Below are 20,867 nucleotides of genomic sequence, written 5' to 3'. Positions count from 1 at the left end.
CGTTAGCGGGCATTGGGCTAAAGATCGTCGATGGTCAGATAGTGGCCGGTCCTCCAAGGCTACAGGTATCAAACTGCTCGGCTGGCCTTTCAGCCAGGTGCTCGTGTTACCGCCAAGGAAGAGGCCGCTCTGGATGCGTAGGCTGATTATCATAGTGACGGGTTTGATATTTGTCGGAATCATCGCTGTATTATGGAAACCCGTAACCCGGTTCTTGATTTCATCGACGAGCTTTGTTGAGAGAGCGACAGTCGATCGTAGCGTCTATTTTAGACTGAAAGTCGATTTTACCTATCGCGGCGAGCCGAAGAAATTCGATATCGTTGTCGGCTGCAGCGTTCTCAATATTCGCTACAAGGATGGCTCGGGAACGTACGAGCCCGGAATGACGCCGACGGTCTATGGCCAGCGAATGAGCGATGGCAAGGCCGTCGTCGTGCGGCCGCCCGATGCGTGCCGCGGTTCCACGACTGCAAATGGCGAGGTTCCGCCCAATTTCCTGCCGGTCATGATCGTCTACGACGATGCGAACACGATGGGTTTCGGCACGGCCTATATGTCCGACGAGGCCTATGACAGTCCCTATTCCCTGATGACCTTCGGCAAGGCGACGATCGAGAAGGCGACGCGCGAGGAGTTCATCGACTTCCGCGAAAACGGCCCGCCCAACGCCGTCACGCGCAGCCAGTATCACTCCGTGCAATGGAACGACACGCTGAAACGGCTCGGCCTGAAGCGCAGCCATCCAGCCTTCGGCTGGCATTGCTATGGCTATTCGCGCTGGAAGCTCAACGCGGAGCAGCAGGCGATCGTGCGGAAATACTGGCCGGCGGAGCGGCCGAAATATTGGACTATCGCTGACCCGAAGCGGCTAGGTGCTGTCACCGGCGAAATCGTCGACTCGACCCGGACGCCAGGCGGGGCCAGGATGATGCGAGACGATGGGCGCATTATAGCGTCGGGCGGCGTGAACAGGGATGTGGATTTGGGGGCGATGAGACGCGATGGCGTCTCTGCAGTGGGGTTCTCCCGGCCCTTCCTTGTAAACGCCATCTCTCTCTACCCCGCCGACATGTCAATGAGCCAGGACAAATGGCCGGAGCTTCCGGATGAGCGGGCGGCTGCCTATGCGGCTTTGAAGTCGATCACCACGGCCGGCATCGAAGTTGACGGCGGCAAGAAGCGGGGCTTTGCCTATTGCTACGACATGGAATGGCCACGGCAATTCCAGCGCGTGGTGGAAAGCGTTCCGGCTGGGGCAACTGTCGATGGGGAGGCAGTCCAAGGGACGATAGATCGGTGGAAGGGCTTTGGCAGAACCGTCCCCACGATCGTCGAGCGCGATCAATATCTGCTTCGCTACGAACAATATTATCTCGAAAGCACGAGGGGTGACGTATGAATTTCATCGATCAACAGATGGCCGCCGCTCTTTGCGAACAGGTGTACCGTCGCAGCGGAACGGAACAGCAACTTTTAAATGATGATGAAGCGTTTGGTGATCCGCTTGATGCGGAGGTCCGCAAACCGTCTTACCGGGACTCGGAAACCGGTATATCTGTTGTCGAGAAATTGGGGACAACATCCAGCCAGCCGGAACACTGACATGCCGCAGCCGGGATGCAATTTCGTTTGCTCAAAAACGGAGGAAGATTATGCGCCTGAAAATGCTTTTGACTGCCTGCCTTATGCTTCTGCCCGCCATCGCCGTCGCCGACCCCACCGGCACCTTTCAGGTGCTCGGCAAGAATCCCAACGGCCAGGAATACAAGGGCGTGGTGAAGGTCGCGCGGACCGGCGAGACCTATAGCGTTGCGTGGAATGTCGGCGGCACCGAATTCATCGGCACCGACCTCGGCGCGAAGTTCGTCGGTGATCGTTTCCAGATGGGTCCGGCAAGCCCGGATGACACGGCGATCTCGGTCGGCTATATCTCCGGCCAATCGTTCGGCATGGCGATGTATTTCCAGCAGCCGGACGGCACGTGGCAGGGCATCTGGACCTATGGCGGTTCCGACAAGGCCTCGCTCGAAAACTGGGTGAAGTAGCATTGGAAAGGCACGGATTTGGCAGCAATTGAAATCTTCGTCGATGCCGATGCCTGCCCGGTCAAGCCGGAAATCCTGAAGGTCGCCGAGCGTCACGGGCTGCGCGTGACGCTCGTCGCCAATTCGGGCCTGCGCCCGTCGCGCGATCCGATGGTGCGAAACATCATCGTCTCCGCAGGCTTCGATGCCGCCGACAACTGGATCGCCGAAAACTCCAAGGCCAATGACATCGTGATCACCGCCGACGTGCCGCTCGCCGTGCGCTGCGTGGCCAATGGCGCGCATGTGACCGGACCGACCGGCCGCATCTTCGACGAAAAGAATATCGGCATGGCGTCCGCCATGCGCGACCTCGGCCAGCACCTGCGCGAAACCGGCGAAAGCAAAGGCTACAACGCCGCCTTCTCGCCACGCGACCGTTCGGCCTTCCTCGAAACGCTGGACAAGCTCTGCCGACGGGCGAAGGCTGCGGCAAACACCTGAATTGCCGCATTCCCAGAGGGCGATTCTTGCGCTATGCCAAGCGCCATGAACCACATCCTTCTCGTTGCCGTCGGCGGCGCTCTCGGCTCGGTCGCCCGTTATCTCACCAGTCTCGCCACGCTTCGCTGGTTCGGCCCGGGCTATCCCTGGGGCACGCTCTCGGTCAATATCGTAGGCGGACTGGCGATCGGCATTTTCGCCGAGTTGATAGCCCGGCGCTTCGATGGGTCGCAGGAACTACGCCTCTTCATCATCACCGGCATACTCGGTGGCTTCACCACCTTCTCGGCCTTCTCGCTGGAAGTCTCCACAATGGCCGAACGCGGCGACTATCTTTGGGCCGCCTCCTATATCCTGCTTTCCATCGTCATATCCGTCGCCGCGGTATTTGCAGGACTCGCTTTGGTGCGTTCTTTCGTCTAAAGCCCCGGGAAAAGGATTTCTCGATGGCAGGCGTAGAACACAAGCAAGTAGGCGACGACGAGGCGGGCATGCGGCTCGATCGCTGGTTCAAGGTGCATTATCCCGGATTAGGATTTGGACCATTGCAGAAACTTCTGCGCTCGGGCCAGATCCGCATCGATGGCGGCCGCGTGAAATCCGATAGCCGCGTCCAGCCCGGCCAGACGGTGCGCGTGCCCCCGATGGATGTCGACGAGAAGAAATCCGGCAAGCCGCTGTCGGGCAAGGAACTCTCGCATTCCTCCGATCACGAATTGCTCTCGCGCATGCTGATCTACGAGGACAGGAAGGTCATCGTGCTCAACAAGCCGCATGGCCTGCCCGTGCAGGGCGGCTCCGGCGTCTATCGCAATGTCGACAAGATGCTCGAAGCCTGGACCAGCCCCAAGGGCGAAAAGCCGCGCCTCGTCCATCGCCTCGACCGCGATACGTCAGGCGTGCTGGTCGTCGCCCGCACGCGCGGCGCGGCACAGTCGCTGACCGGTGCCTTCCGCGAGCGGGATACGAAGAAGACGTATTGGGCGCTAGTCAAGGGCGTGCCCCGCCCGGCCGAGGGCAAGGTATCGTCCTGGCTGGTCAAGGAACAGACGCCCGACGGAGACCGCATGCGCACCGCCAAGCATGGCGAGGATGGCGCCGACCACGCAATCTCTTATTTCCGGGTTCTGGAAGCGGCGGCCCAGAGCCTCGCCTGGCTGGAAATGGAACCCTATACCGGCCGCACCCACCAGCTCCGCGTCCACGCCGCCCATATCGGCCACCCGATCATCGGCGATCCCAAATATTTCGAGGCCGAACAGGGCTGGACCTTCCCGGGCGGCATCCAGAACAAGCTGCATCTGCACGCCCGCCATATCGACGTGCCGCATCCCGACGGCGGCCGCCTGCGGGTCACCGCGCCACTGCCGCCGCATATGGTACAGACGTGGAACTTGCTGGGCTTCGAGGAACGCGACGGCGGAGATTTCGACGAATGACTACCGAAAAACTTGTCATCACGGCTGTGATGGGTTGTCTGGCGGTTGTCGTGATGGCCTATCTGATTGTCTGCATCCAACGCATGCGCTCCGCGCCCAAAGCACTTGCGGCGATGAAAGAGCTTTATGACACGAACACTCAAGCCGTTCGCGAAAATTCCGAGCTTCTCCGCGAGCTGACCGCTCTTAACAAAAAGATCTTGGAAAAACAAAACCGGTCCGACACATGAAACTCGTCCTCTTCGACTGCGACGGCACCCTCGTCGATTCCGGCAAGCTGATCCACGAAGTCATGGCCCGCACCTTCGAGAACCATGGCTACGAACGCCCGCATTACGATGCGACGAAATCGATCATCGGCCTGACGCTGGATACTGCGATCGCCCGGATCATGGGTGTCGAGGAGATCGACGATCACATCCGCACCATGACCCAGCACTACAAGGACCTCTACAGCCCGGTGCGCGCCGAACCGGGTTTCGAGGAGCCGCTCTACGATGGCGTCGCCGAGATGATCGAGACACTTGCCGCGCGCGATGACGTCGTGATCGGCGCGGTCACCGGCAAATCGCGCCGAGGCCTCGACCTGATCCGCAATAGCCACGGCTTCGAAAATGTCTTCACCGTCTCCCGGACCGCCGACGATTGCCCGTCCAAGCCGCATCCCGCCATGGTGCTGGAATGCTGCGCAGAGGCCGGTATCGATCCCCAGGACACTATTGTAATCGGCGATTCCGTCTACGATATCTTGATGGCGAAATCGGCCGGCGCCAAGGCGATCGGCGTTTCCTGGGGCTATGGCGAAACCGTAGCCCTACAGGCCGCGGGCGCCGATGTCGTGGTCCATGAAGTCGGCCACATCCTTCACCACGTCTGAGTAAAAAGCCATGCGCGATATCTTCCTCGATCTCAACGAGCAGCTTTCCCATCCCGATCCGGTGCGCCGCGCGCAGATCCAGATGAAGGCGCCGCTGCCGAAGCGCTTCTACAAGGAAGTCTCGGTCGGCGAGACTGCCGGCGAGCATTCGATCCTGCTCGATGGCCGCCCGGTAAAGACCCCGGCCAAGCGCCCCCTCACCCTGCCCACCCGTGCAGCCGCCGAACTCGTCGCCGCTGAATGGGATGCCCAGAAAGAGGTCATCAACCCGGTCAGGATGCCCCTCACCCGGCTCGTCAACTCCGCGCTCGATGGCGTCGCCGCCGAGATCGATGCTGTGTTCGACGACATCGTCAAATATGCCGGCACCGATCTGCTCTGCTACCGCGCCGACACGCCGCAGTCCCTGGTCGATGCGCAGGCCGCGAAATGGGATCCGGTCCTCTACTGGGCGGCCGAGGAAATCGGTGCCCGCTTCATCCTCGCCCAAGGCATCATCCATCAGAGCCAGCCCCAGACGGCGATATCAGCTTTCGCCAAGACCCTGAGCAAGTACCGGACGCCGCTCGAAATGGCCGCACTGCATAGCATCACCTCGCTCACTGGCTCTGCGCTCTTGGCGCTCGCATTCGCCGAAGGCAGGATCAGCGCCGAGGAAGCCTGGATCGCAGCCCATGCCGACGAGGACTGGAATATCGAGCATTGGGGCGGCGACGCGGAGGCCGAAGCCCGCCGGGCGGCCCGCTGGACCGACATGGAAGCCTCATACCAATTGTTTAATGCGGTGAGAAACACAACCGGCTAAAGTCCCGCCCGACGTGGAACGGGAGGTTCAAGCATGGCCAAAAAAGCCCTCAGGAAGGATTGGGCGACGTTTGCCGATGGCGACTATTCGCTCGTCAACAATCCCTGGAACCAGGGCAAGCTCGACAACTTCAGGGACTACACGCAGTCGATAAGCTTCGATACCGAAGATATCAATCATGACGTAACCTTCGTCTGGGACTGGCCACGAGTCGGCCATGTCGTGGCCTATCCCGAAATCATCGTCGGCTTCAAACCTTGGGGCAAGACAGGCACGGATACGCTGGTGACGCGCCTCGACGATCTCGACACGCTCAACGTTTCAATCGACTACGACATCACAGGCAACACGAACCAGTTCAACGTCGCCTTCGACATCTGGCTCTCGGATGCACCGCTCGCCGGCCCCAAGCATCTGACGACCGAGTTGATGATCTGGACCCATGACGGAAACCTTCGCCCCGCGGGCCACAAGGTCGGCGTCTATGACGACGGAGACTTCAAGGCTCAGATCTGGGTCGCCAACAATTTCGGCGACGACAGCGGCGACAGCGATGTGACATGGCGCTACATCGCACTGCGCGCCACCGAGGAAATACGCACTGACACGATCGACGTCGCCGCGATCATCGAGGACCTCGTGCAGCGCGGCCTGATCAGCGACCAGGATTATCTCAACGGCTATGAATTCGGCGCCGAAGTGACCGGCGGCAAGGGCAAGATGATCCTGCACGGCATCGAGCACGAGTTTTCCACGTTGTCAGATGGCGAGAAGCTGCTTGCATCCGCTGATGCCGAGGCAGCCGCGGACCAGCTTTTCTAGGGTGCATGCGCCCATTTTAACCCTTCCCTAACCATAATCAGCAACCTTCAGGTAACCATTCACTGAAGGATTCGCCGATGTTCCGCCTCGCCCTGCGCGCTCTCGTGCTCCTGGTTCTCAGCCTCACGCTCGCCGCCTGCGGCACACGGTCGAGGCAGGCGGTCGATCCGGCACGCATGTTCGAGATTCGCGCCGTCGCGGTCACCGCCAATGGCCGCGTGCCGAGGCGTGTGATTTCAGGCATCCAGCAGCAGATAAACCTGGCGATCGAAGCGACATCCTATGCCGTACCCATGCCGCACGCGGTGATGAACATCCACGTCGTCGGCGTGGACAAGGTCAGGAGCGATGGCGCCGGCCGCGCGCAGACGGAGATCTCGGTCATGCTGTCCGATGTCGATAGCGGCCAGACGGTGCTCGCCCGCAACTACCTGATCCTCGCCTTCTCCGAGCGCGGCCGCGTCTCCGACGCCGCCATCGTCGGCGCCGTCGCGGCCCGCCTGCGCTACGAATTCGCCCTGGTTACACCAACCATCCGGCCGCTTGTGAACCCGCGGCTATCGACACGCATGAAGTCGGACCCCGGCCGGGTCGTCGTGAGAGAAGAAAAGCCGCTGGTCATCCCGCTCAAGACCGCCCCCGTTCTCGGCGCCGATCAGGACCCGCTGCTCAATTCCAAGACCAGGATCGAAATCAAGCCGGAACCGGCCAAAGTCGAACCGGCTCTCAAGGCGCAGGAGAAAAAGCAGCCCCTCGCCGCAACGCCAGCCGAAAACACGCTCGAATCCGGCGCCAAGGCCAAGGTTGTCATCAAGCCGAAGGCCAGCGACACCGCTCCGGCAGACGACGAGCCCTGCGTCGAGACCCTCGACAAGAAATGCTGACAGGTATCAAGATCGGCGATCAATCCGGAGCATAGCAGACCGCCTGCAATTTATTCCCATCAGGATCGCGAATGTAGGCCGCGTAATAGTTGGGACCATAATGCGGGCGTGGTCCAGGATCTCCTTCGTTCGTACCTCCGAACTGCAGAGCTTTTTCATGAAAGCCATGAACTTGGGCTTTGGTGGCGGCGATAAATGCGACATGAGTTCCGTTACCCCATGTTGCAGGGCGGCCATCCTCCGGGCTGTAGATATAAATGATCGGCATTTGACCGTCACGTTCATAAGCCAACGGCTTCTCCGGCGGCTTGGGCAGCCTTGAAAAACCGATCGCTCCGAGCGCGGCGTCATAGAAACGAGCGGAACGATCTTTGTCGTTCGTTCCCAGCGTAATATGGCTGATAATCGACACTGAAATTCCCTCTTCAAATTCGTTCGCGACACTGCGGTCAAGTTTGCAAAGACCGCGCTTCCCTTCTATTTCAACCGTTCCGCATGCCATCTCAGATGGTCTTCCATGAAGCTCGAGATGAAATAGTAGGAATGGTCATAGCGCTCGTGGTTGCGCAGCGTGAGCTTGATGTCGGTCGCCTCGATCGCCTCTTCCAGCAGCCAGGGCCGCAGGCCGGTCTGCAGGAAATTGTCGCCGAGCCCCTGATCGACCAGGAATTCCGGGAAGGTCGCGCCATCCTCGATCAAGGCCACCGCATCGTATTTCCGCCAGGTCTGGCGGTCGGGGCCGAGATATCTCTCGAAGGCACCAATCGACCAGTCGGCCGTCGAGGGTTCGACGATCGGCGCGAAGGCCGAGGCGCTGCGGAACCGGTCGGGATGCTTGAGCGCAATCGTCAGCGCACCATGGCCGCCCATCGAGTGGCCGAAAATCCCCTGCCTGCTCATATCGGTGCGGAAGTTCCTGCCGACCAGCTCGGTCAATTCCCGTGTGATGTAGGTGTACATCCGGTAGTTCTCCGCCCAGGGCGCTTGCGTGGCATCGAGATAGAAACCCGCCCCCTTTCCCATCTGCCAGTTGCCGGCTTCATCCGGCACAGTATCGCCGCGCGGAGAGGTGTCCGGACAGACCACGATCAGCCCGAGTTCCGAGGCCAGCCTGCGATACTCGCCCTTCTCCATCACGTTTGCATGGGTGCAAGTCAGACCCGAGAGATACCAGACCACCGGGCAGAGGCTGGTAGCCGCTTGCGGCGGCACAAATACCGCGAAGGTCATCTCGCATTTGCACGCCTCCGACATGTGGGAATAGACGCCCTGTACGCCCCCGTGGCTGGCGACTTCGGAAACGATATTCAGTCCCTGCATGATCAAACGCCTCTCGATACCGCCAGGAGATAGCGGTCATATTGTTGTTTCAGGCCCGGCTTTAACCTGTCGGCGATCAGGCCCGCAAGGTGAAAGAATTGATCGAGATCCGGATCGCTGGATTCCACCGCCGCTCTCAATGGTTCCATCAGTTCGCCTGCTGCACCGTAAAGGTAGGGGCGCTCGTCGTAGCGGAAGAGGAGCCGCTTGAGAAACACCATAGCCGCGGCGTAAGCCGCCTTGTATCGCTCGATCGGCGGCAGGTTGGACGTCTGTCGGAACATCAGCACGTAGATATCGAGGAAATGCAGCAATGACATGTAGAGCCGCGTCTCCGGCGGCAGCCCGGCATCGGCGTAGAAACGGTCCAGCGATGTCCCGGCCGTCTCCATGTCATCCCATCGCGAATTGTCATAGCGCAGCACCGTCTGCGGATCATGCACGATGCGGCCGGAGGCAGCCAGTGCATAGACGGTCGCCCAGTCGGAATAGCCCGGCGACAGCGGATGATGCGCAATGAACGGCTCGTTGACGCCCACCAGCGCGCTGCGGCGGAAGAAGGAATAATAGGTCGTGTTCGCCTTGCCGGCCTTGCGCGTATATTCGAGCACCCGGGTTGCGGCGTCGCCCCCGTCGATCGTGAAGGTGTCGGTGGCACTGACCCCGCCTTTGCCGTCCGCAAGCTCGATATGCGGCTTCACGCCCACGATGTCGTCCGCGAGGCTTGAGAAATCGAAGGGCGTGCCGCCGTCCAGGAAATTGATGAAGTCGTCGTCCCCGAGAACCAGGATGAATTCGCTCTCGGCCTGCCGGAGCGCCGAAAGCAGGTTCGCGCCGCCATGTTCAGGCGTATCCGGCAAATAGGTCACATGGCTCGGCGCCGTGGAGAAGTAATCCTTTTTCTCCGCGTCGCCGGAATTGTCTGATATCACCACCTTCATTCCAGCCGTCGCTGCATAGTTGATAGCGCTCCACAAAGGCTCGACGGCCTCGACGAGCTTGCGGTTGCTGGGGATGCAGATCGTGGCGCTGGTCATGCGGATTCCGGTTCTGGAGGGATGGTATGCGTCTTACTTCTTCTGGCGTTCCTGGCGCAGCTTCGCCCAGTAATCGAGCCGCTTGTTGATCTCGCGCTCGAAACCACGGTCAGGCGGCTGGTAGAATTGCCTTCGGCCCATCTTCTCCGGGAAATAATCCTGGCCCGAAAAGGCATCCGGCTCGTCGTGGTCGTAGCGATAGCCGTCGCCGTAGCCCTCGCTGGTCATCAGCTTGGTCGGCGCGTTGAGGATATGCTTGGGCGGCAGCAGCGAACCGTGCTGCTTGGCGGCTAACGTCGCCGCCTTGAAGGCGGTGTAGACCGCATTGGATTTCGGCGCGGTGGCGAGATAGACCACCGCCTGCGCGAATGCCAGTTCGCCCTCCGGCGAGCCGAGGAAGTCATAGGCATCCTTGGCAGCATTGGCGATCACCAGCGCCTGCGGGTCAGCGAGCCCGATATCCTCGACCGCCATCCGCACCAGCCGTCGCCCCAAGAACAGCGGATCCTCGCCCGCATCCAGCATGCGCGAGAGATAGTAGAGCGCCGCATCCGGGTCGGAGCCCCGCACCGACTTATGTAGCGCCGAGATCAGATTATAGTGGCCGTCCTGGCCCTTGTCGTAGATCGGCGCGCGGCGCTGGACGACGCGGATCAGGCCCTCGGTATCGAACACCTCTTTGTCTCGTGCCGCGCGCCAAACTTCCTCGGCCAGCGTCAGCACCGCGCGGCCGTCGCCATCGGCCATGCCTATCAGCGACGCACGGGCATTCTCGTCGAGCGGCAGCGGCTTGCCGACCAGCGCTTCCGCACGGCGCAACAGTTCTTCCAGGCTCGCCTCGTCATGCGACTTGAACACCAGCACCCGGGCACGCGAGAGGAGCGCGGCATTGAGCTCGAAGGATGGATTTTCGGTTGTCGCGCCGACCAGCACGATCGTGCCGTCTTCCATCACGGGCAGGAAACTATCCTGCTGCGACCGGTTGAAGCGATGAATCTCGTCGACGAACAGCAGCGTCTGCCGTCCCTGGCTGCGGCGGAAACGTGCCGCTTCGAATACCTTCTTGAGATCGGCGACACCGGAGAATACCGCCGATATCTGCTCGAAATGGAGCTCGGTCTCGTTCGACAACAGCCGCGCCATCGTCGTCTTGCCGGTGCCCGGCGGCCCCCAGAAGATCATCGAGCCGAGCGAGCCGGCCTCGATCATCCGCGTCAGCGCCCCGTCCGGCCCGGTGAGATGTTCCTGTCCGGAAATCTCCGCGATGCTCTGCGGCCGTAGCCGGTCGGCCAGCGGCCGCTGGCTCTCGGGGATACCGGCACTGGTGAAAAGTTCGTTCATCGGATGAATTGCCTGATCCGCTGGCCGTTGCGCTCGATCTCGACCCGCCAGAAATCGGCCTGGCCGTCGATCACCTTCTGCAGGCTCTCGGTAGAGTCGATGTCCGTGCCATTAATATTGATGATGATATCGCGCGGTTCGAAGCCCAGCCGTCCCGCGGGAGAGCCGCGCGCGACATCTTCGACCACCACCCCTTGCGCCTCCACCGGCATCTGCATTTCCTCGGCAAGCTTGGGCGACAGGTTGGCGACCAATGCGCCGGCGAAGGGATTGCGGCCGTCGATCAGCCGCTCGTCCTTCGGCCGCGATTCCGGCGCCTGTTCGAGCTTGAGCGAGGCTTCGCGCTCCGTGCCGTTTTCCGAAACGGTCAGCTTGACCGAGGCGCCGAGCCCTGCCGTCGTCAGCCGGTAACCGAGCGCATCGGGATGCTCCACCGCACGGCCATTGACCGCCACGATCACATCGCCGGGCCTCAGTCCTGCCTTGTCGGCCGGGCTTTCTGAAATGACCTTCGAGACCAGCGCGCCGCGCGCGATCTTCAGCCCCAGCGCCTCGGCCATATCCATCGTGACCGCTTCGAAACTCGCGCCGATATAGGGACGGACGAATCCTGGCTGGCCGCCTTCGGCCGCTGCGATGAACACCTTCACGAGGTTGCCGGGAATGGCAAAACCGATGCCGTTCGAGCCGCCGCCAGAGGAGAGGATGGCGGTATTGATGCCGATCAGTTCGCCATGCATGTTGATCAGCGCGCCGCCGGAATTGCCGGGATTGATCGATGCGTCAGTCTGGATGAAGAAGGAAAAGTCACCTTCCCCGATCTTGTTGCGGGCAAGGCCCGAGACAATACCCGAGGTCACCGTCTGGCCGACGCCGAACGGATTGCCCACTGCCAGCACCAGGTCGCCGACCTCGACCGAATCGGAATCACCGACCGGCAGGAAGGAGAACTTCGGCGCCGGCGTCTGGATCTTCAGCACCGCGAGATCCAGCCGATCGTCTTTCAGCACGATCTTCGCCGCGAATTCCCGGCCGTCGGAGAGAGCAATCTTGATATTGTCGGCATTGGCGATGACATGGTTGTTGGTCACGACGAGTCCCGCTTCCGTGACGATGACGCCCGAGCCGAGCGAGCTCTGCCTCTCGGTCCGGTTCGGCATCTGTTGGCCGAAGAACTCCTCGAAGAACGGATCGCGCGAATAGAACGGCGTCACCCGCTTGTCCGCATAGACATTGACCACGGCGCTAGCCGTGCGCTTGACCAGCGGCGCGAAGGAAAGCTGAACCTCCGTCATGCTCTCGGGCACCTGCTTGACGTCCTGGGCCATAGCGGTCGTGGATAGAGCAATGAGGACTGTCAGGCTGGCGAGAGCGGCGCGGATCATATTGATTCCCTTTTGTCAAAGAGGACGGGTGACTCTTTACCATCCGCTCCTGCTTGAAAAGGGGCGAGACCGGCATCGAGTGGAGATTTTCTCCCTCCTTGACGGCCTGCGGCAGACGAACATTCACGTCAGGCCAGGGAAGCCGCCTTGAAGCTGTCGGCGCGCGCCAGATGCCAGGGGATCTTGTAGCGATGATCCTCCGTGCCGAACAGCAGTTCGCCATGATCGAGCGGTGGATAGAGATTGGTGAAGGTCGTCACCTGGGAATGGGAAACGCGCTTGTGAAAGTGGAAGGTCTCGAATTCACTGGGGTGATGCAGCCCCGCGCCGGAGACCACTTCGGCCAGCGCCTCGAGCGTCTTGCCGTGGAACTGTTTCACGCGGGTCGCCTTGTCTGGCACGACGAGGGCGCGCTGGCGGTCCGGGTCCTGCGTTGCCACGCCCACCGGGCAGGTATCGGTATGGCAGGCCTGGCTCTGGATGCAGCCGACCGCGAACATGAAACCGCGCGCCATGTTGCACCAGTCGGCGCCGAGCGCCATGACGCGGGCGATGTCGAAGGCCGAGATAATCATGCCGGAGGCGCCGATCTTGATCCTGTCGCGCAGGTTGGCGCCCACCAGCGCGTAGTGAACGAATGTCAGCCCTTCGCGCAGGGGAGATCCGATATGGTCGATGAATTCCGATGGCGCCGCCCCTGTGCCGCCTTCCTTGCCATCGACGACGATGAAATCGGGTGTGATGCCGGTTTCGAGCATCGCCTTGATGATCGCCAGGAATTCATGCGCGTGGCCGATGCAGAGCTTGAAACCCACCGGCTTGCCGCCTGAAAGCTCGCGGAGCTGGTTGATGAATGCCATCAGTTCGAGCGGCGTCGAGAAGGCCGGATGGGCGGATGGGGAAATGCAGTCCTGCCCCATCGGAATGCCACGAATCCGCGAGACCTCCTCGGTGATCTTGGCCGCCGGCAGCACGCCGCCATGGCCCGGCTTGGCGCCCTGGCTGATCTTGATCTCGATCATCTTGACCTGTTCGGAGGTCGCATTTTCCTTGAACCGTTCCGGCGAGAACGAGCCATCGTCATTGCGGCAGCCGAAATAGCCCGAGCCGATCTCCCAGATGATGTCGCCGCCATTTTCGCGGTGATAGGGCGATATGCCGCCCTCGCCCGTGTCATGGGCAAAGCCGCCCAGCTTGGCGCCCTTGTTGAGTGAGCGGATGGCGTTGGCCGAGAGCGAACCGAAGCTCATCGCCGAGATGTTGAGCACCGAGGCCTGGTATGGCTTGAGACAGTCCGGCCCGCCGATCTTGACGCGGAAATCCGAATTCTCGATACGGCTCGGCGCAAAAGAATGAGAGATCCACTCGTATTTCGGCTCGTAGACATCGTATTCGGTGCCGAACGGCCGCTTGTCGAGTTGGCCCTTGGCGCGCTGATAGGCGAGCGAACGCTTGTCGCGCGGAAACGGCCTGCCGTCCTTCTCGCCTTCGAAGAAATATTGCCTTATCTTCGGGCGGAGATCCTCCATGATGTAGCGGGCATGACCCGAGATCGGATAGTTCCTCAGAACCGCCCGCCTGGTCTGCAGCACGTCGTGAATACCGACGGCGGCCAGTAGTACAAAGATGAAGAAGAACACGACCGACACGGCGAATGGCCACTCGCGCGTCACGATCATCAGCGCCAGGAACAAGGCGATGATGACGGACGCCGTGAGCGGAAAGTACCGCATTGAAAAATAAAGCTTTACCCGTTCCATGGACTGTCGTCCCCCCGTGCACGTCCCCACCTGAGACGCATACGCAGAGTCTTATTGTGCGAAACGTGACATGCCGAAGACAGGGGATTTCAATTCCTGTCGAGGCATCCCACGGTCGGACAATTGCCCGCATAACCGTTCTCATCCCAATTGCACGCTACCACGGATTCGCCGCGGTATTGCATGCCCCTGCAGGCCGGATCTTTCATGCAGAAAAGCGCGTCCTTGTGCCTGCCGCAGGCACCGTCCTTTTCGGTCGTACACCAGTCGTCGGGGCCATAGCCGCAATTGTCATCGACAGTGCGGGCCGCAGCCGGGGAAAAGGATCGCGGAGGCGGTGAGAATGGCAAAAATCGATCTCCTGATCTGCATGACGCCCCCTGGAGCCAGTGATGGCGAAAGATCTCAATCCTCGTGATCTCAAAAGTAGAAGTCGTTGAAGTCCAGATCGCCGACCTTCGTATTTTCGAGGATCAGGGTGGCGTTGCCGACATGGATCGTCAGGTCGCCATGAGACGATGTGACATGGTTTGCAATCATGTCGTCGAAGTCGGCGATGATGTCCTGCGCGGACAGGTCTACATGATCTTCGGCATGCGTGAAATCCCTGATGATGTCGTGGCCGCCGCCCTTTGCGAACAGGAAGACATCGCCATCGGCACCGCCGGTCATGATGTCGTTGCCACGCGCGCCGTTGAGGATATCCGCCCCGCCGAGACCCGCCAGCCTGTTGTCGCCCTTGTTGCCGGTGAGCACATTACCGCCGTCATTGCCGGAACCATTGATGTCGGCTTTGCCGATGAGAACGAGATTTTCGACATTCTCGGACAGGGTGTAGCTGACGGTCGATTTGACCGAATCCACACCCATGTCGACATCTTCCTTCATATGGACGTTGGCGCTGTCGGTGATCAGCGTATCGTTGCCCTTCTGGCCATAGATTTCATGGTCGACCTTGCCGCCGCGGTTGTCGAACGTATCGTTTCCCTCGCCCATCCAGATCGAGCCTTTCATGACGCCGTGGTTGACCACTTTCTCATCGCCGTAAGCGGAGGCAAAGGCCCATCCTCCGCCTTTGATCACTCCCTCATTGGTCAAGGTCGATGACATGCCGTAGCCGCCATTGAGGTGGACAGCCACATTGTCCGCTACAGTGCGCCCGTCCTTGCCATTGAATATATCGACTGGATGTGCCCCACCGGTCATGATCCCGTCTTCATGGCCGAAGATGGTGCCAAAATTCCTGATCGTGCCATTGCTCTGAGCCCAGATGCCGAAGTGGGCGCCTTCGATCCTGCCGTAGTTCGTGACTTTCTGGTCGAAGGCGCCCATCTCGACTCCGACAGCGGCGTGAACCAGGCCTGTCTCGGCGACCCAGACCTCCGAATTCTTGCCGTCGAGCCCGATGCCGACATCGAGGCCGTCGTCGCTGCCCGTCACCGAGCCCTTGATGATGACCCGGTTGTTGCTGACGCCCGCTTGCTCATAAAGCGCATAGTCGGCTGCGACGTCGATGGAGGAATTCTTACGCAAGACGTAATAAGTATCGGACAATGTCATGGAATAGGCGAAGGTGATTTCGCCGGTGATCGGGTGTACCTGTATCATATTGTTCTGCCTTGCATTTGCGCTTTTCTGGTGCGGTAACGCGCCAGCAAGGCAAGTCCACTGAAATTTTGTTCGATTATTTCACAAAATAAAAATTGCAGAATCGCTTATGAAATATTCGTTACAGGCGTTGTTCCCGGCGCCGTCTCCTCCGCGTCTATCTTGATCGGCGGCTGGTGGGCGGAGAGGAAATTGCCGAACGGCTTGAGATTATCGAAATTGTCGCAGACGACCTTGATCACCACGAGCAGCGGCACCGCCATCAGCGCCCCGACAAAACCCCAGAGCCATGACCAGAACGAGATCGAGATGAACACCGCCACCGCATTGAGCTCGAGCCGCCGGCCGAGCAGGAGCGGCGTCAGGAACTGGCCTTCCATGATGTGCACCAGCAGGATGAAAGCGGGCGCCAGGAGGCTGTAGGCGAGGCTGTCGAAGCTCACCAGAGAAATGATGCCGGTGAGCACGATGGCGATCAGCGCGCCGACATAGGGCAGGAAATTCAGGATGGTCGCGGCCACGCCCCAGACGAAGGCGTTGGGAATGCCGATCACCCAAAGGCCGCAGCCGACCACCACGCCGACGATGATATTGATGAAGGTGATGGTGAACAGGTAGCGCGATATCTCGCGCTCGACATTATAGACCACGCGCAGCGCCTTCTTCTTGTCGGAGAGCAGGCTGAAGGACTGGATGATCTTCTGGTAGAACATCGTGCCCGAGGCGAGCAGGAAGAGCGACAGCACGAAGGTGATTGCCATGGTCGTGCCGACCGACAGCAGGTTACCGGCGGCGCGCGACAGGATACCCGGCTGGGCGATCACGACCTTCTGGGTTTTCCCATCCGATACGTTCTCGGCGACGTTGTCGATCTGGCTGGTCGCCTCGACCGCCTTGTCGATCGCCTGCCGTATCGTCGCGACCCGCTCGTTGAGCCTGGCGCCGATCTCGGGCGCCTGATTGATCATCTGGCTGACCGGCCCGCTCGTGGCATAGCCGATCATACCGAAGGCCATGACCGACATCACGATGAGCAGCGTCGCGGACACGACCGGCGGCACATACCATTTGGAGAGATAGCGGACGATGGGTGAAAGCGTGGTGGCCAGCATGAAGGCAAGCAGGACCGGGGTGAGGAAATCCCGGCCGAGAAACAGCCCGTAGATCGAAAGCAGGATGAAAATGCCGCCAAGGTATCGATTTGTCGCAATGCGGCTGTTGCGCACTCTCTGGGAGGAACCGGCGGCGGCATCTGTCGTTTCAACGGCCACGGACATTTCCCTTTGGTGGGGGACATTCCCCCTGCGGCATGAGTCGGCAAGGAACGCATGGCGCGCGGGATCGGTTCCGGAACACGCATCAGATCCGGAACGGACGGCTATTTCCGGTTCTTGGCATAGACCACGCAGCGGTCGACGGTCGAGACACAGAGGCCGTTGACGCGTGTAGCGGTATTGTTGTCGCCGGCGAATTCCACTTGGCTGACCTTGCCGTCGAGGAAGCGGATCTGGGTGTAGCAGAAGCCGGGCGTGCCGAGCCCGGTGCCGCCCGTCAGCCCCGGCGTCGGCCCCATGGCGAGCGTCGAGGCGCCGAAATTGATCGTGCCGCGGGCATAGATGCGCTGGTAGGTCCAGATCTTCTCGTTGTCCGCGATCTTGACGCCCATGGTGGGAAAGCCGGCGCACATGCGGACATCCGCCTCGCTCATGCCGACCATTATGGTACGCGACGCCTTGACCGTCCGGTCTTCTTCGACGACAGGCGACGTATCGGCGGGGACCGTGCACGAACCGAGGAACCCGAGGGCCACGATCGCGAAATATCTCAGTGCCATCATCGCCAGGGGGTCCTTGCGTTGCTGATCGGTTGATGTTTCGTTTTCGTCCCCGTCCCGGCCAACATGCGACCGGGCACTCCTCCGAGGCGGTGCGATACGAAATGCCCCCGGGACATGTCCTTAAGGCGCGAGTCACCGGTTCGGTTCCGCGAAGATTTGATGACTTTTGCACAGCGCCATTTTGCGTGGTGCGAACCGCACATAAAAAGACAGCCAGCCGAGGGGAGCGGCTGGCTGTGTCGAGGCGGACGGGAGGGAGGTATCGCCGCCGGTATCTGCTTTTCCGCTTAGCGGCCGAGAACGGCCTGGCGGATCTGCGAACGGGAAAGGCCGATGTCGCTGAGGGCATGATCGCTGAGAGCGGAAAGCTCCTGCACGGCCTTGCGATTTTCGACGTAATTGCGGATTTTCTTGCGGATGCTCATTTTCGTGTCTCCTGACATGTGCTTTGTTCGTGCACATCAGATAGGCATTCCTTTGCTTAATAAAAATGCATAAGGTCGCATTGTAGGCATGCAAAAAACGCAGGGGATTTTGGCGAATAAATTCAGGGTTTGGTAAGAAAGCGTCCCTGGGCCGACCGCGCCTCAGCGGATGATGCCGCGCACCCGCTCGCTTGGGCCGGCAACGTGCACAGCCTGCCGCTCGAAATCCGGGGCCGCGCTGGCGACGCCGATCGGATCGGCGTCGAGCGAGCGGTAACGGGTGAAAAGCTTGGCTTCTCGCGAAACCGGCGACGGCGCGGAAGAGAGGTAGATCTGCGATGCGACGTTTTCGGAGTGCCGCACGTCGGCAACCACGGCGGATGTCGCAAAGCCCAGGATCGCTGCGCAGCTTGCGATGACAGCGTTTGCCAAGCTCATTGTCCGTCTCCCTCTCCTTTGATGCTGATGGATTAGGATGGCTATGTTTCAGCTTTACGTCATTCGTTCGTATGCGAATGAAACATGCCGAAGCCGCGATGCCGCGGATTCGTAAAACGATCTTGCGCGAGCCGGGCAAATATGCGCTTGGATGCGCGGGTTCAGCGAGGCGTTTTCCCGGACGGGAACAGATGAGATTCATATACATATCGATCGGGGTTCTGGCGGTGGCACTCGGCGTGCTCGGCATCGCGCTGCCGCTGCTGCCGACGACGCCGTTCCTGCTGCTCGCCGCCTGGGCGTTTGCCAAGTCCTCGCCGCGGCTCGAGCACTGGCTCGTCAACCATCCCCGTCTCGGGCCGCCGATCGAAGCCTGGCGGGCGCGTGGCGCCATCCCCACCCGCATCAAGATCATCGCGCTGGCCACCATGAGCCTCAGCCTCCTTTATATCCTGATCCTGTCCGGCTTGCCGGTGATCGCCAAGACCGGTTCCGGCCTGATCCTCGCTGCCTGCGCCACCTTCATTGCCACAAGACCGGCGGCCTGATGGCGCCATACTCTTGAGGACACGCCTCTCCGTTCACGCGGGCGTTTCCGCCCCGTGGTTTGACCATGCATGTCCTCGATCCCTTCGCTTTGGGCAAATAGGATCGGCCGGGGCACGTCTCCGTGCCGAGTTATATGGCTACCTTTCGGCAGCCGGTAAGACACGCATCCGTGCCCCGTTCGGTGTCTTTTCATCCGCGAACTCGGTCGTCTGCACCCATCCTGATCCCGGACCTGAAATTTCCGGGGGGACGGGCTTGTGTGCGGTACAACGCACGCCACGCGTACGCGCCTTTGCAGGCGGTACCCGGGGGAGACCCTTTCTCGCGGACGCCCGGTGCGGGGACTTACGTCGCTTCCCCGCAACAGGCACCGGTCCTGCCTCGCCCGCATCGCCATGCGGGGTAGCCGAGGGCAGAACGGCAAGGATTGTGCCACAGGATGGCAAGGTTGGGAAGAGATTGCAGGTATTTATTCCTATATTCGTTCGCAACAGTTTGATTTAACTGGCAAGAAAATCGCTCTCGATCATTTTCAGTCGTTCGACCGAGAATATTTTCGCACGCCCGCCCGTCACGAATTCCGGGTCAGGGGAAACTTGCCCGCACATTCATAACCAGCCGCCGCAGCCCCCGCTGCGGGTATTGGAGGAGTCATTCATGCCGAACAAGCTTCTGGTCGCCACACTCGCGGCCGCGATCGCCACTATGAGCGCAATCGAGGCGCCTGCCGCGAGCAAAAAGAAGAAGCCCGTCAAGGAAGAGACGCAGAGCGAGGAAACCGCCGACACGGATGCGATGGACGACGTGGCGCTCGACATCGCCGCCGGCCTGCTGGGCGGCGCCATGAAGAAGGGCAAGATGCCGAAGGGCAGCAAGGAACTGCTCAAACATGGCCTCAAGGCCGCGAAGGATTCGGCCAAGAAAGACAAGGACGGCGACAAGAAGGATTCCGGCAAAAAGAAGGATCCGCTCAAAGCGCTGTTCGGTGGCAGCGACGACTGAGAGCCGCTGGGCACAAACGCTAAGCCCGGCTCTATGCGATGGCTGTGATCTCGAATTCGTGGTCGGCGGCGCTGACCACATCGCCGATCGCCTTGCCCATCAAGCTTCTTGCCACCGGCGAGACGAAGGAGATCGATCCCGATTTGGGATCGGCTTCGTCCTCCCCCACGATGCGATAGGTCTGCACGCGCCCGTCATCGCGGCTGAAGGTCACCGTGCTGCCGAAGGCCACGACATCAGACGACACGGGGTCGGGGATGACCTGCGCCGTGCTCACGCGTTCGGCGAAATAGCGCGCGTCCCGCAAGGGGATCGCGGCGTGGCGCCGGCGTTCATTCACGTCCTCGATTAGGCTTGCTGCCTCATAGGCTTCGCGCGCCTGGGCGAGCGCCAGTTCCAGCGCCTTCAATCCCGCTTCCGTGACGAGATTCGGATGCGGCGAAATCGGGCGATCCGGCAGCACGGTCTCCGAAGCGGTTTCGGAACTTTCTTCCTTGGTGAAGGCGACGCTCACAACAGAACTCCATATCAATGCAGCCAGCGCACAGGTTGAATGCCCGCGCGCCGTCGGAATGTGACTATAGGATGACAAGAGGCGAACCGCTACTGCCTAACTTGTCTGGTGTATCGATCACCGGTGCCAATCTCGTGTGATATGTCTCACGCGATGAAACGCGGGGCAATCCACGTGGATTTGTCACGAAGCGAGCCGCTTGCACCCTCTTCTCCCCTTGGGGAGAAGTGCCGAGCGCATGCGAGGCGATGAGGGGTTCCCAAATGCCGTCCGTGGCGCTTCGCGCAACCCCT

25 protein-coding genes are annotated in these 20,867 nt (G+C 60.6%); 13 read left to right on the top strand and 12 right to left on the bottom strand.

All coding sequences use genetic code 11. The annotated features are described in order from the left end of the window. Positions 1 to 214: 214 nt before the first annotated feature. From ACSQ26_RS08735 to ACSQ26_RS08685, 11 genes are all read left to right on the top strand, one after another. The gene (locus tag ACSQ26_RS08735; protein WP_436008189.1) at positions 215 to 1,402 is read left to right on the top strand and encodes a hypothetical protein; all 1,188 of its coding nucleotides are present in this window, start codon (positions 215 to 217) and stop codon (positions 1,400 to 1,402) included. After that, positions 1,399 to 1,605 carry a hypothetical protein gene (locus ACSQ26_RS08730; RefSeq protein WP_436008188.1) on the top strand — a complete coding sequence of 69 codons (207 nt, stop codon included), beginning with the start codon at positions 1,399 to 1,401 and terminating at the stop codon, positions 1,603 to 1,605. The genes ACSQ26_RS08735 and ACSQ26_RS08730 overlap by 4 nt, the downstream gene beginning before the upstream one ends. A 50-nt stretch (positions 1,606 to 1,655) precedes the next feature. After that, positions 1,656 to 2,048 (top strand): hypothetical protein, encoded by a 393-nt coding sequence (locus ACSQ26_RS08725; RefSeq protein ID WP_436008187.1) that lies wholly within the window; start codon positions 1,656 to 1,658, stop codon positions 2,046 to 2,048. 18 nt (positions 2,049 to 2,066) lie between these two features. Beyond that, positions 2,067 to 2,531, top strand: a complete 465-nt coding sequence (locus tag ACSQ26_RS08720; RefSeq protein WP_436008186.1) for a YaiI/YqxD family protein — start codon at positions 2,067 to 2,069, stop codon at positions 2,529 to 2,531. A gap of 45 nt (positions 2,532 to 2,576) precedes the next feature. Continuing rightward, positions 2,577 to 2,954: a fluoride efflux transporter CrcB gene (gene crcB, locus ACSQ26_RS08715; protein ID WP_436008185.1), complete on the top strand. Its 378-nt coding sequence runs from the start codon at positions 2,577 to 2,579 to the stop codon at positions 2,952 to 2,954. A gap of 23 nt (positions 2,955 to 2,977) precedes the next feature. Then, positions 2,978 to 3,970, top strand: coding sequence for an RluA family pseudouridine synthase (locus tag ACSQ26_RS08710; RefSeq protein ID WP_436008184.1), 993 nt, complete (start codon positions 2,978 to 2,980; stop codon positions 3,968 to 3,970). Next, positions 3,967 to 4,200 carry a hypothetical protein gene (locus ACSQ26_RS08705; RefSeq protein ID WP_436008183.1) on the top strand — a complete coding sequence of 78 codons (234 nt, stop codon included), beginning with the start codon at positions 3,967 to 3,969 and terminating at the stop codon, positions 4,198 to 4,200. The genes ACSQ26_RS08710 and ACSQ26_RS08705 overlap by 4 nt, the downstream gene beginning before the upstream one ends. Then, positions 4,197 to 4,847, top strand: coding sequence for an HAD-IA family hydrolase (locus ACSQ26_RS08700; RefSeq protein ID WP_436008182.1), 651 nt, complete (start codon positions 4,197 to 4,199; stop codon positions 4,845 to 4,847). The genes ACSQ26_RS08705 and ACSQ26_RS08700 overlap by 4 nt, the downstream gene beginning before the upstream one ends. 10 nt (positions 4,848 to 4,857) lie before the next feature. Beyond that, positions 4,858 to 5,652 (top strand): ATP12 family chaperone protein, encoded by a 795-nt coding sequence (locus tag ACSQ26_RS08695; protein ID WP_436008181.1) that lies wholly within the window; start codon positions 4,858 to 4,860, stop codon positions 5,650 to 5,652. A 33-nt stretch (positions 5,653 to 5,685) separates the two neighbouring features. Continuing rightward, the gene (locus ACSQ26_RS08690; RefSeq protein WP_436008180.1) at positions 5,686 to 6,474 is read left to right on the top strand and encodes a GH12 family glycosyl hydrolase domain-containing protein; all 789 of its coding nucleotides are present in this window, start codon (positions 5,686 to 5,688) and stop codon (positions 6,472 to 6,474) included. A 77-nt stretch (positions 6,475 to 6,551) separates the two neighbouring features. Continuing rightward, positions 6,552 to 7,358, top strand: coding sequence for a hypothetical protein (locus tag ACSQ26_RS08685; RefSeq protein WP_436008179.1), 807 nt, complete (start codon positions 6,552 to 6,554; stop codon positions 7,356 to 7,358). A gap of 19 nt (positions 7,359 to 7,377) precedes the next feature. Here ACSQ26_RS08685 and ACSQ26_RS08680 read toward each other — a convergent pair whose 3' ends face one another. The 11 genes from ACSQ26_RS08680 to ACSQ26_RS08630 form a co-directional block, all read right to left on the bottom strand. Next, positions 7,378 to 7,860 carry a VOC family protein gene (locus tag ACSQ26_RS08680; protein ID WP_436008178.1) on the bottom strand — a complete coding sequence of 161 codons (483 nt, stop codon included), beginning with the start codon at positions 7,858 to 7,860 and terminating at the stop codon, positions 7,378 to 7,380. Further along, positions 7,836 to 8,678 carry an S-formylglutathione hydrolase gene (fghA, locus tag ACSQ26_RS08675; RefSeq protein WP_436008177.1) on the bottom strand — a complete coding sequence of 281 codons (843 nt, stop codon included), beginning with the start codon at positions 8,676 to 8,678 and terminating at the stop codon, positions 7,836 to 7,838. Before fghA ends, ACSQ26_RS08680 begins: the two co-directional genes overlap by 25 nt. A gap of 2 nt (positions 8,679 to 8,680) precedes the next feature. Further along, positions 8,681 to 9,715 (bottom strand): hypothetical protein, encoded by a 1,035-nt coding sequence (locus ACSQ26_RS08670; RefSeq protein WP_436008176.1) that lies wholly within the window; start codon positions 9,713 to 9,715, stop codon positions 8,681 to 8,683. 33 nt (positions 9,716 to 9,748) lie between these two features. After that, positions 9,749 to 11,056, bottom strand: coding sequence for a replication-associated recombination protein A (locus tag ACSQ26_RS08665; RefSeq protein ID WP_436008175.1), 1,308 nt, complete (start codon positions 11,054 to 11,056; stop codon positions 9,749 to 9,751). Then, complete coding sequence (locus ACSQ26_RS08660) at positions 11,053 to 12,441, bottom strand: DegQ family serine endoprotease (RefSeq protein ID WP_436008174.1); 1,389 nt, start codon at positions 12,439 to 12,441, stop codon at positions 11,053 to 11,055. Before ACSQ26_RS08660 ends, ACSQ26_RS08665 begins: the two co-directional genes overlap by 4 nt. Positions 12,442 to 12,569: 128 nt before the next feature. Then, complete coding sequence (locus ACSQ26_RS08655; RefSeq protein WP_436008173.1) at positions 12,570 to 14,201, bottom strand: FMN-binding glutamate synthase family protein; 1,632 nt, start codon at positions 14,199 to 14,201, stop codon at positions 12,570 to 12,572. A gap of 420 nt (positions 14,202 to 14,621) precedes the next feature. After that, complete coding sequence (locus ACSQ26_RS08650) at positions 14,622 to 15,809, bottom strand: hypothetical protein (protein WP_436008172.1); 1,188 nt, start codon at positions 15,807 to 15,809, stop codon at positions 14,622 to 14,624. 107 nt (positions 15,810 to 15,916) lie between these two features. Next, complete coding sequence (locus tag ACSQ26_RS08645) at positions 15,917 to 17,080, bottom strand: AI-2E family transporter (RefSeq protein WP_436008171.1); 1,164 nt, start codon at positions 17,078 to 17,080, stop codon at positions 15,917 to 15,919. Between the two features lie 107 nt (positions 17,081 to 17,187). Further along, a complete protein-coding gene (locus ACSQ26_RS08640; protein ID WP_436008170.1) occupies positions 17,188 to 17,646 on the bottom strand; it encodes a hypothetical protein in 459 nt (152 codons plus the stop codon). A 287-nt stretch (positions 17,647 to 17,933) separates the two neighbouring features. Continuing rightward, complete coding sequence (locus ACSQ26_RS08635; protein ID WP_436008169.1) at positions 17,934 to 18,071, bottom strand: DUF1127 domain-containing protein; 138 nt, start codon at positions 18,069 to 18,071, stop codon at positions 17,934 to 17,936. 162 nt (positions 18,072 to 18,233) lie between these two features. Beyond that, positions 18,234 to 18,509 (bottom strand): hypothetical protein, encoded by a 276-nt coding sequence (locus tag ACSQ26_RS08630; RefSeq protein WP_436008168.1) that lies wholly within the window; start codon positions 18,507 to 18,509, stop codon positions 18,234 to 18,236. 191 nt (positions 18,510 to 18,700) lie between these two features. On the opposite strand from ACSQ26_RS08630, the gene ACSQ26_RS08625 reads away from it, so the two are divergent. Both ACSQ26_RS08625 and ACSQ26_RS08620 read left to right on the top strand, forming a co-directional pair. Continuing rightward, the gene (locus ACSQ26_RS08625; RefSeq protein ID WP_436008167.1) at positions 18,701 to 19,057 is read left to right on the top strand and encodes a YbaN family protein; all 357 of its coding nucleotides are present in this window, start codon (positions 18,701 to 18,703) and stop codon (positions 19,055 to 19,057) included. 658 nt (positions 19,058 to 19,715) lie between these two features. Next, positions 19,716 to 20,060, top strand: coding sequence for a hypothetical protein (locus ACSQ26_RS08620; protein WP_436008166.1), 345 nt, complete (start codon positions 19,716 to 19,718; stop codon positions 20,058 to 20,060). A 31-nt stretch (positions 20,061 to 20,091) separates the two neighbouring features. On the opposite strand, the gene greA is transcribed toward ACSQ26_RS08620, so the two are convergent. Next, positions 20,092 to 20,574, bottom strand: coding sequence for a transcription elongation factor GreA (gene greA / locus ACSQ26_RS08615; protein WP_436008165.1), 483 nt, complete (start codon positions 20,572 to 20,574; stop codon positions 20,092 to 20,094). Positions 20,575 to 20,867: the final 293 nt, after the last annotated feature.

The sequence above is a fragment of the Rhizobium sp. LjRoot254 genome, assembly GCF_964254105.1.
Classification (GTDB): Bacteria; Pseudomonadota; Alphaproteobacteria; order Rhizobiales; family Rhizobiaceae; genus Rhizobium_E.
This window is presented reverse-complemented; position numbering and strand designations above follow the sequence as displayed.

What these genes read in the sequence shown, in the direction of transcription:
- ACSQ26_RS08630 (WP_436008168.1), bottom strand. Translation starts at nt 18,509, where the DNA reads ATGAGCTTGGCAAACGCTGTCATCGCAAGCTGCGCAGCGATCCTGGGC.
- ACSQ26_RS08725 (WP_436008187.1), top strand. Translation starts at nt 1,656, where the DNA reads ATGCGCCTGAAAATGCTTTTGACTGCCTGCCTTATGCTTCTGCCCGCC.
- ACSQ26_RS08695 (WP_436008181.1), top strand. Translation starts at nt 4,858, where the DNA reads ATGCGCGATATCTTCCTCGATCTCAACGAGCAGCTTTCCCATCCCGAT.
- ACSQ26_RS08700 (WP_436008182.1), top strand. Translation starts at nt 4,197, where the DNA reads ATGAAACTCGTCCTCTTCGACTGCGACGGCACCCTCGTCGATTCCGGC.
- ACSQ26_RS08660 (WP_436008174.1), bottom strand. Translation starts at nt 12,441, where the DNA reads ATGATCCGCGCCGCTCTCGCCAGCCTGACAGTCCTCATTGCTCTATCC.
- fghA (WP_436008177.1), bottom strand. Translation starts at nt 8,678, where the DNA reads ATGCAGGGACTGAATATCGTTTCCGAAGTCGCCAGCCACGGGGGCGTA.
- ACSQ26_RS08665 (WP_436008175.1), bottom strand. Translation starts at nt 11,056, where the DNA reads ATGAACGAACTTTTCACCAGTGCCGGTATCCCCGAGAGCCAGCGGCCG.
- ACSQ26_RS08730 (WP_436008188.1), top strand. Translation starts at nt 1,399, where the DNA reads ATGAATTTCATCGATCAACAGATGGCCGCCGCTCTTTGCGAACAGGTG.
- ACSQ26_RS08625 (WP_436008167.1), top strand. Translation starts at nt 18,701, where the DNA reads ATGAGATTCATATACATATCGATCGGGGTTCTGGCGGTGGCACTCGGC.
- ACSQ26_RS08685 (WP_436008179.1), top strand. Translation starts at nt 6,552, where the DNA reads ATGTTCCGCCTCGCCCTGCGCGCTCTCGTGCTCCTGGTTCTCAGCCTC.
- ACSQ26_RS08640 (WP_436008170.1), bottom strand. Translation starts at nt 17,646, where the DNA reads ATGATGGCACTGAGATATTTCGCGATCGTGGCCCTCGGGTTCCTCGGT.
- ACSQ26_RS08655 (WP_436008173.1), bottom strand. Translation starts at nt 14,201, where the DNA reads ATGGAACGGGTAAAGCTTTATTTTTCAATGCGGTACTTTCCGCTCACG.
- ACSQ26_RS08635 (WP_436008169.1), bottom strand. Translation starts at nt 18,071, where the DNA reads ATGAGCATCCGCAAGAAAATCCGCAATTACGTCGAAAATCGCAAGGCC.
- ACSQ26_RS08620 (WP_436008166.1), top strand. Translation starts at nt 19,716, where the DNA reads ATGCCGAACAAGCTTCTGGTCGCCACACTCGCGGCCGCGATCGCCACT.
- crcB (WP_436008185.1), top strand. Translation starts at nt 2,577, where the DNA reads ATGAACCACATCCTTCTCGTTGCCGTCGGCGGCGCTCTCGGCTCGGTC.
- ACSQ26_RS08670 (WP_436008176.1), bottom strand. Translation starts at nt 9,715, where the DNA reads ATGACCAGCGCCACGATCTGCATCCCCAGCAACCGCAAGCTCGTCGAG.
- ACSQ26_RS08680 (WP_436008178.1), bottom strand. Translation starts at nt 7,860, where the DNA reads ATGGCATGCGGAACGGTTGAAATAGAAGGGAAGCGCGGTCTTTGCAAA.
- ACSQ26_RS08650 (WP_436008172.1), bottom strand. Translation starts at nt 15,809, where the DNA reads ATGATACAGGTACACCCGATCACCGGCGAAATCACCTTCGCCTATTCC.
- ACSQ26_RS08710 (WP_436008184.1), top strand. Translation starts at nt 2,978, where the DNA reads ATGGCAGGCGTAGAACACAAGCAAGTAGGCGACGACGAGGCGGGCATG.
- ACSQ26_RS08705 (WP_436008183.1), top strand. Translation starts at nt 3,967, where the DNA reads ATGACTACCGAAAAACTTGTCATCACGGCTGTGATGGGTTGTCTGGCG.
- ACSQ26_RS08690 (WP_436008180.1), top strand. Translation starts at nt 5,686, where the DNA reads ATGGCCAAAAAAGCCCTCAGGAAGGATTGGGCGACGTTTGCCGATGGC.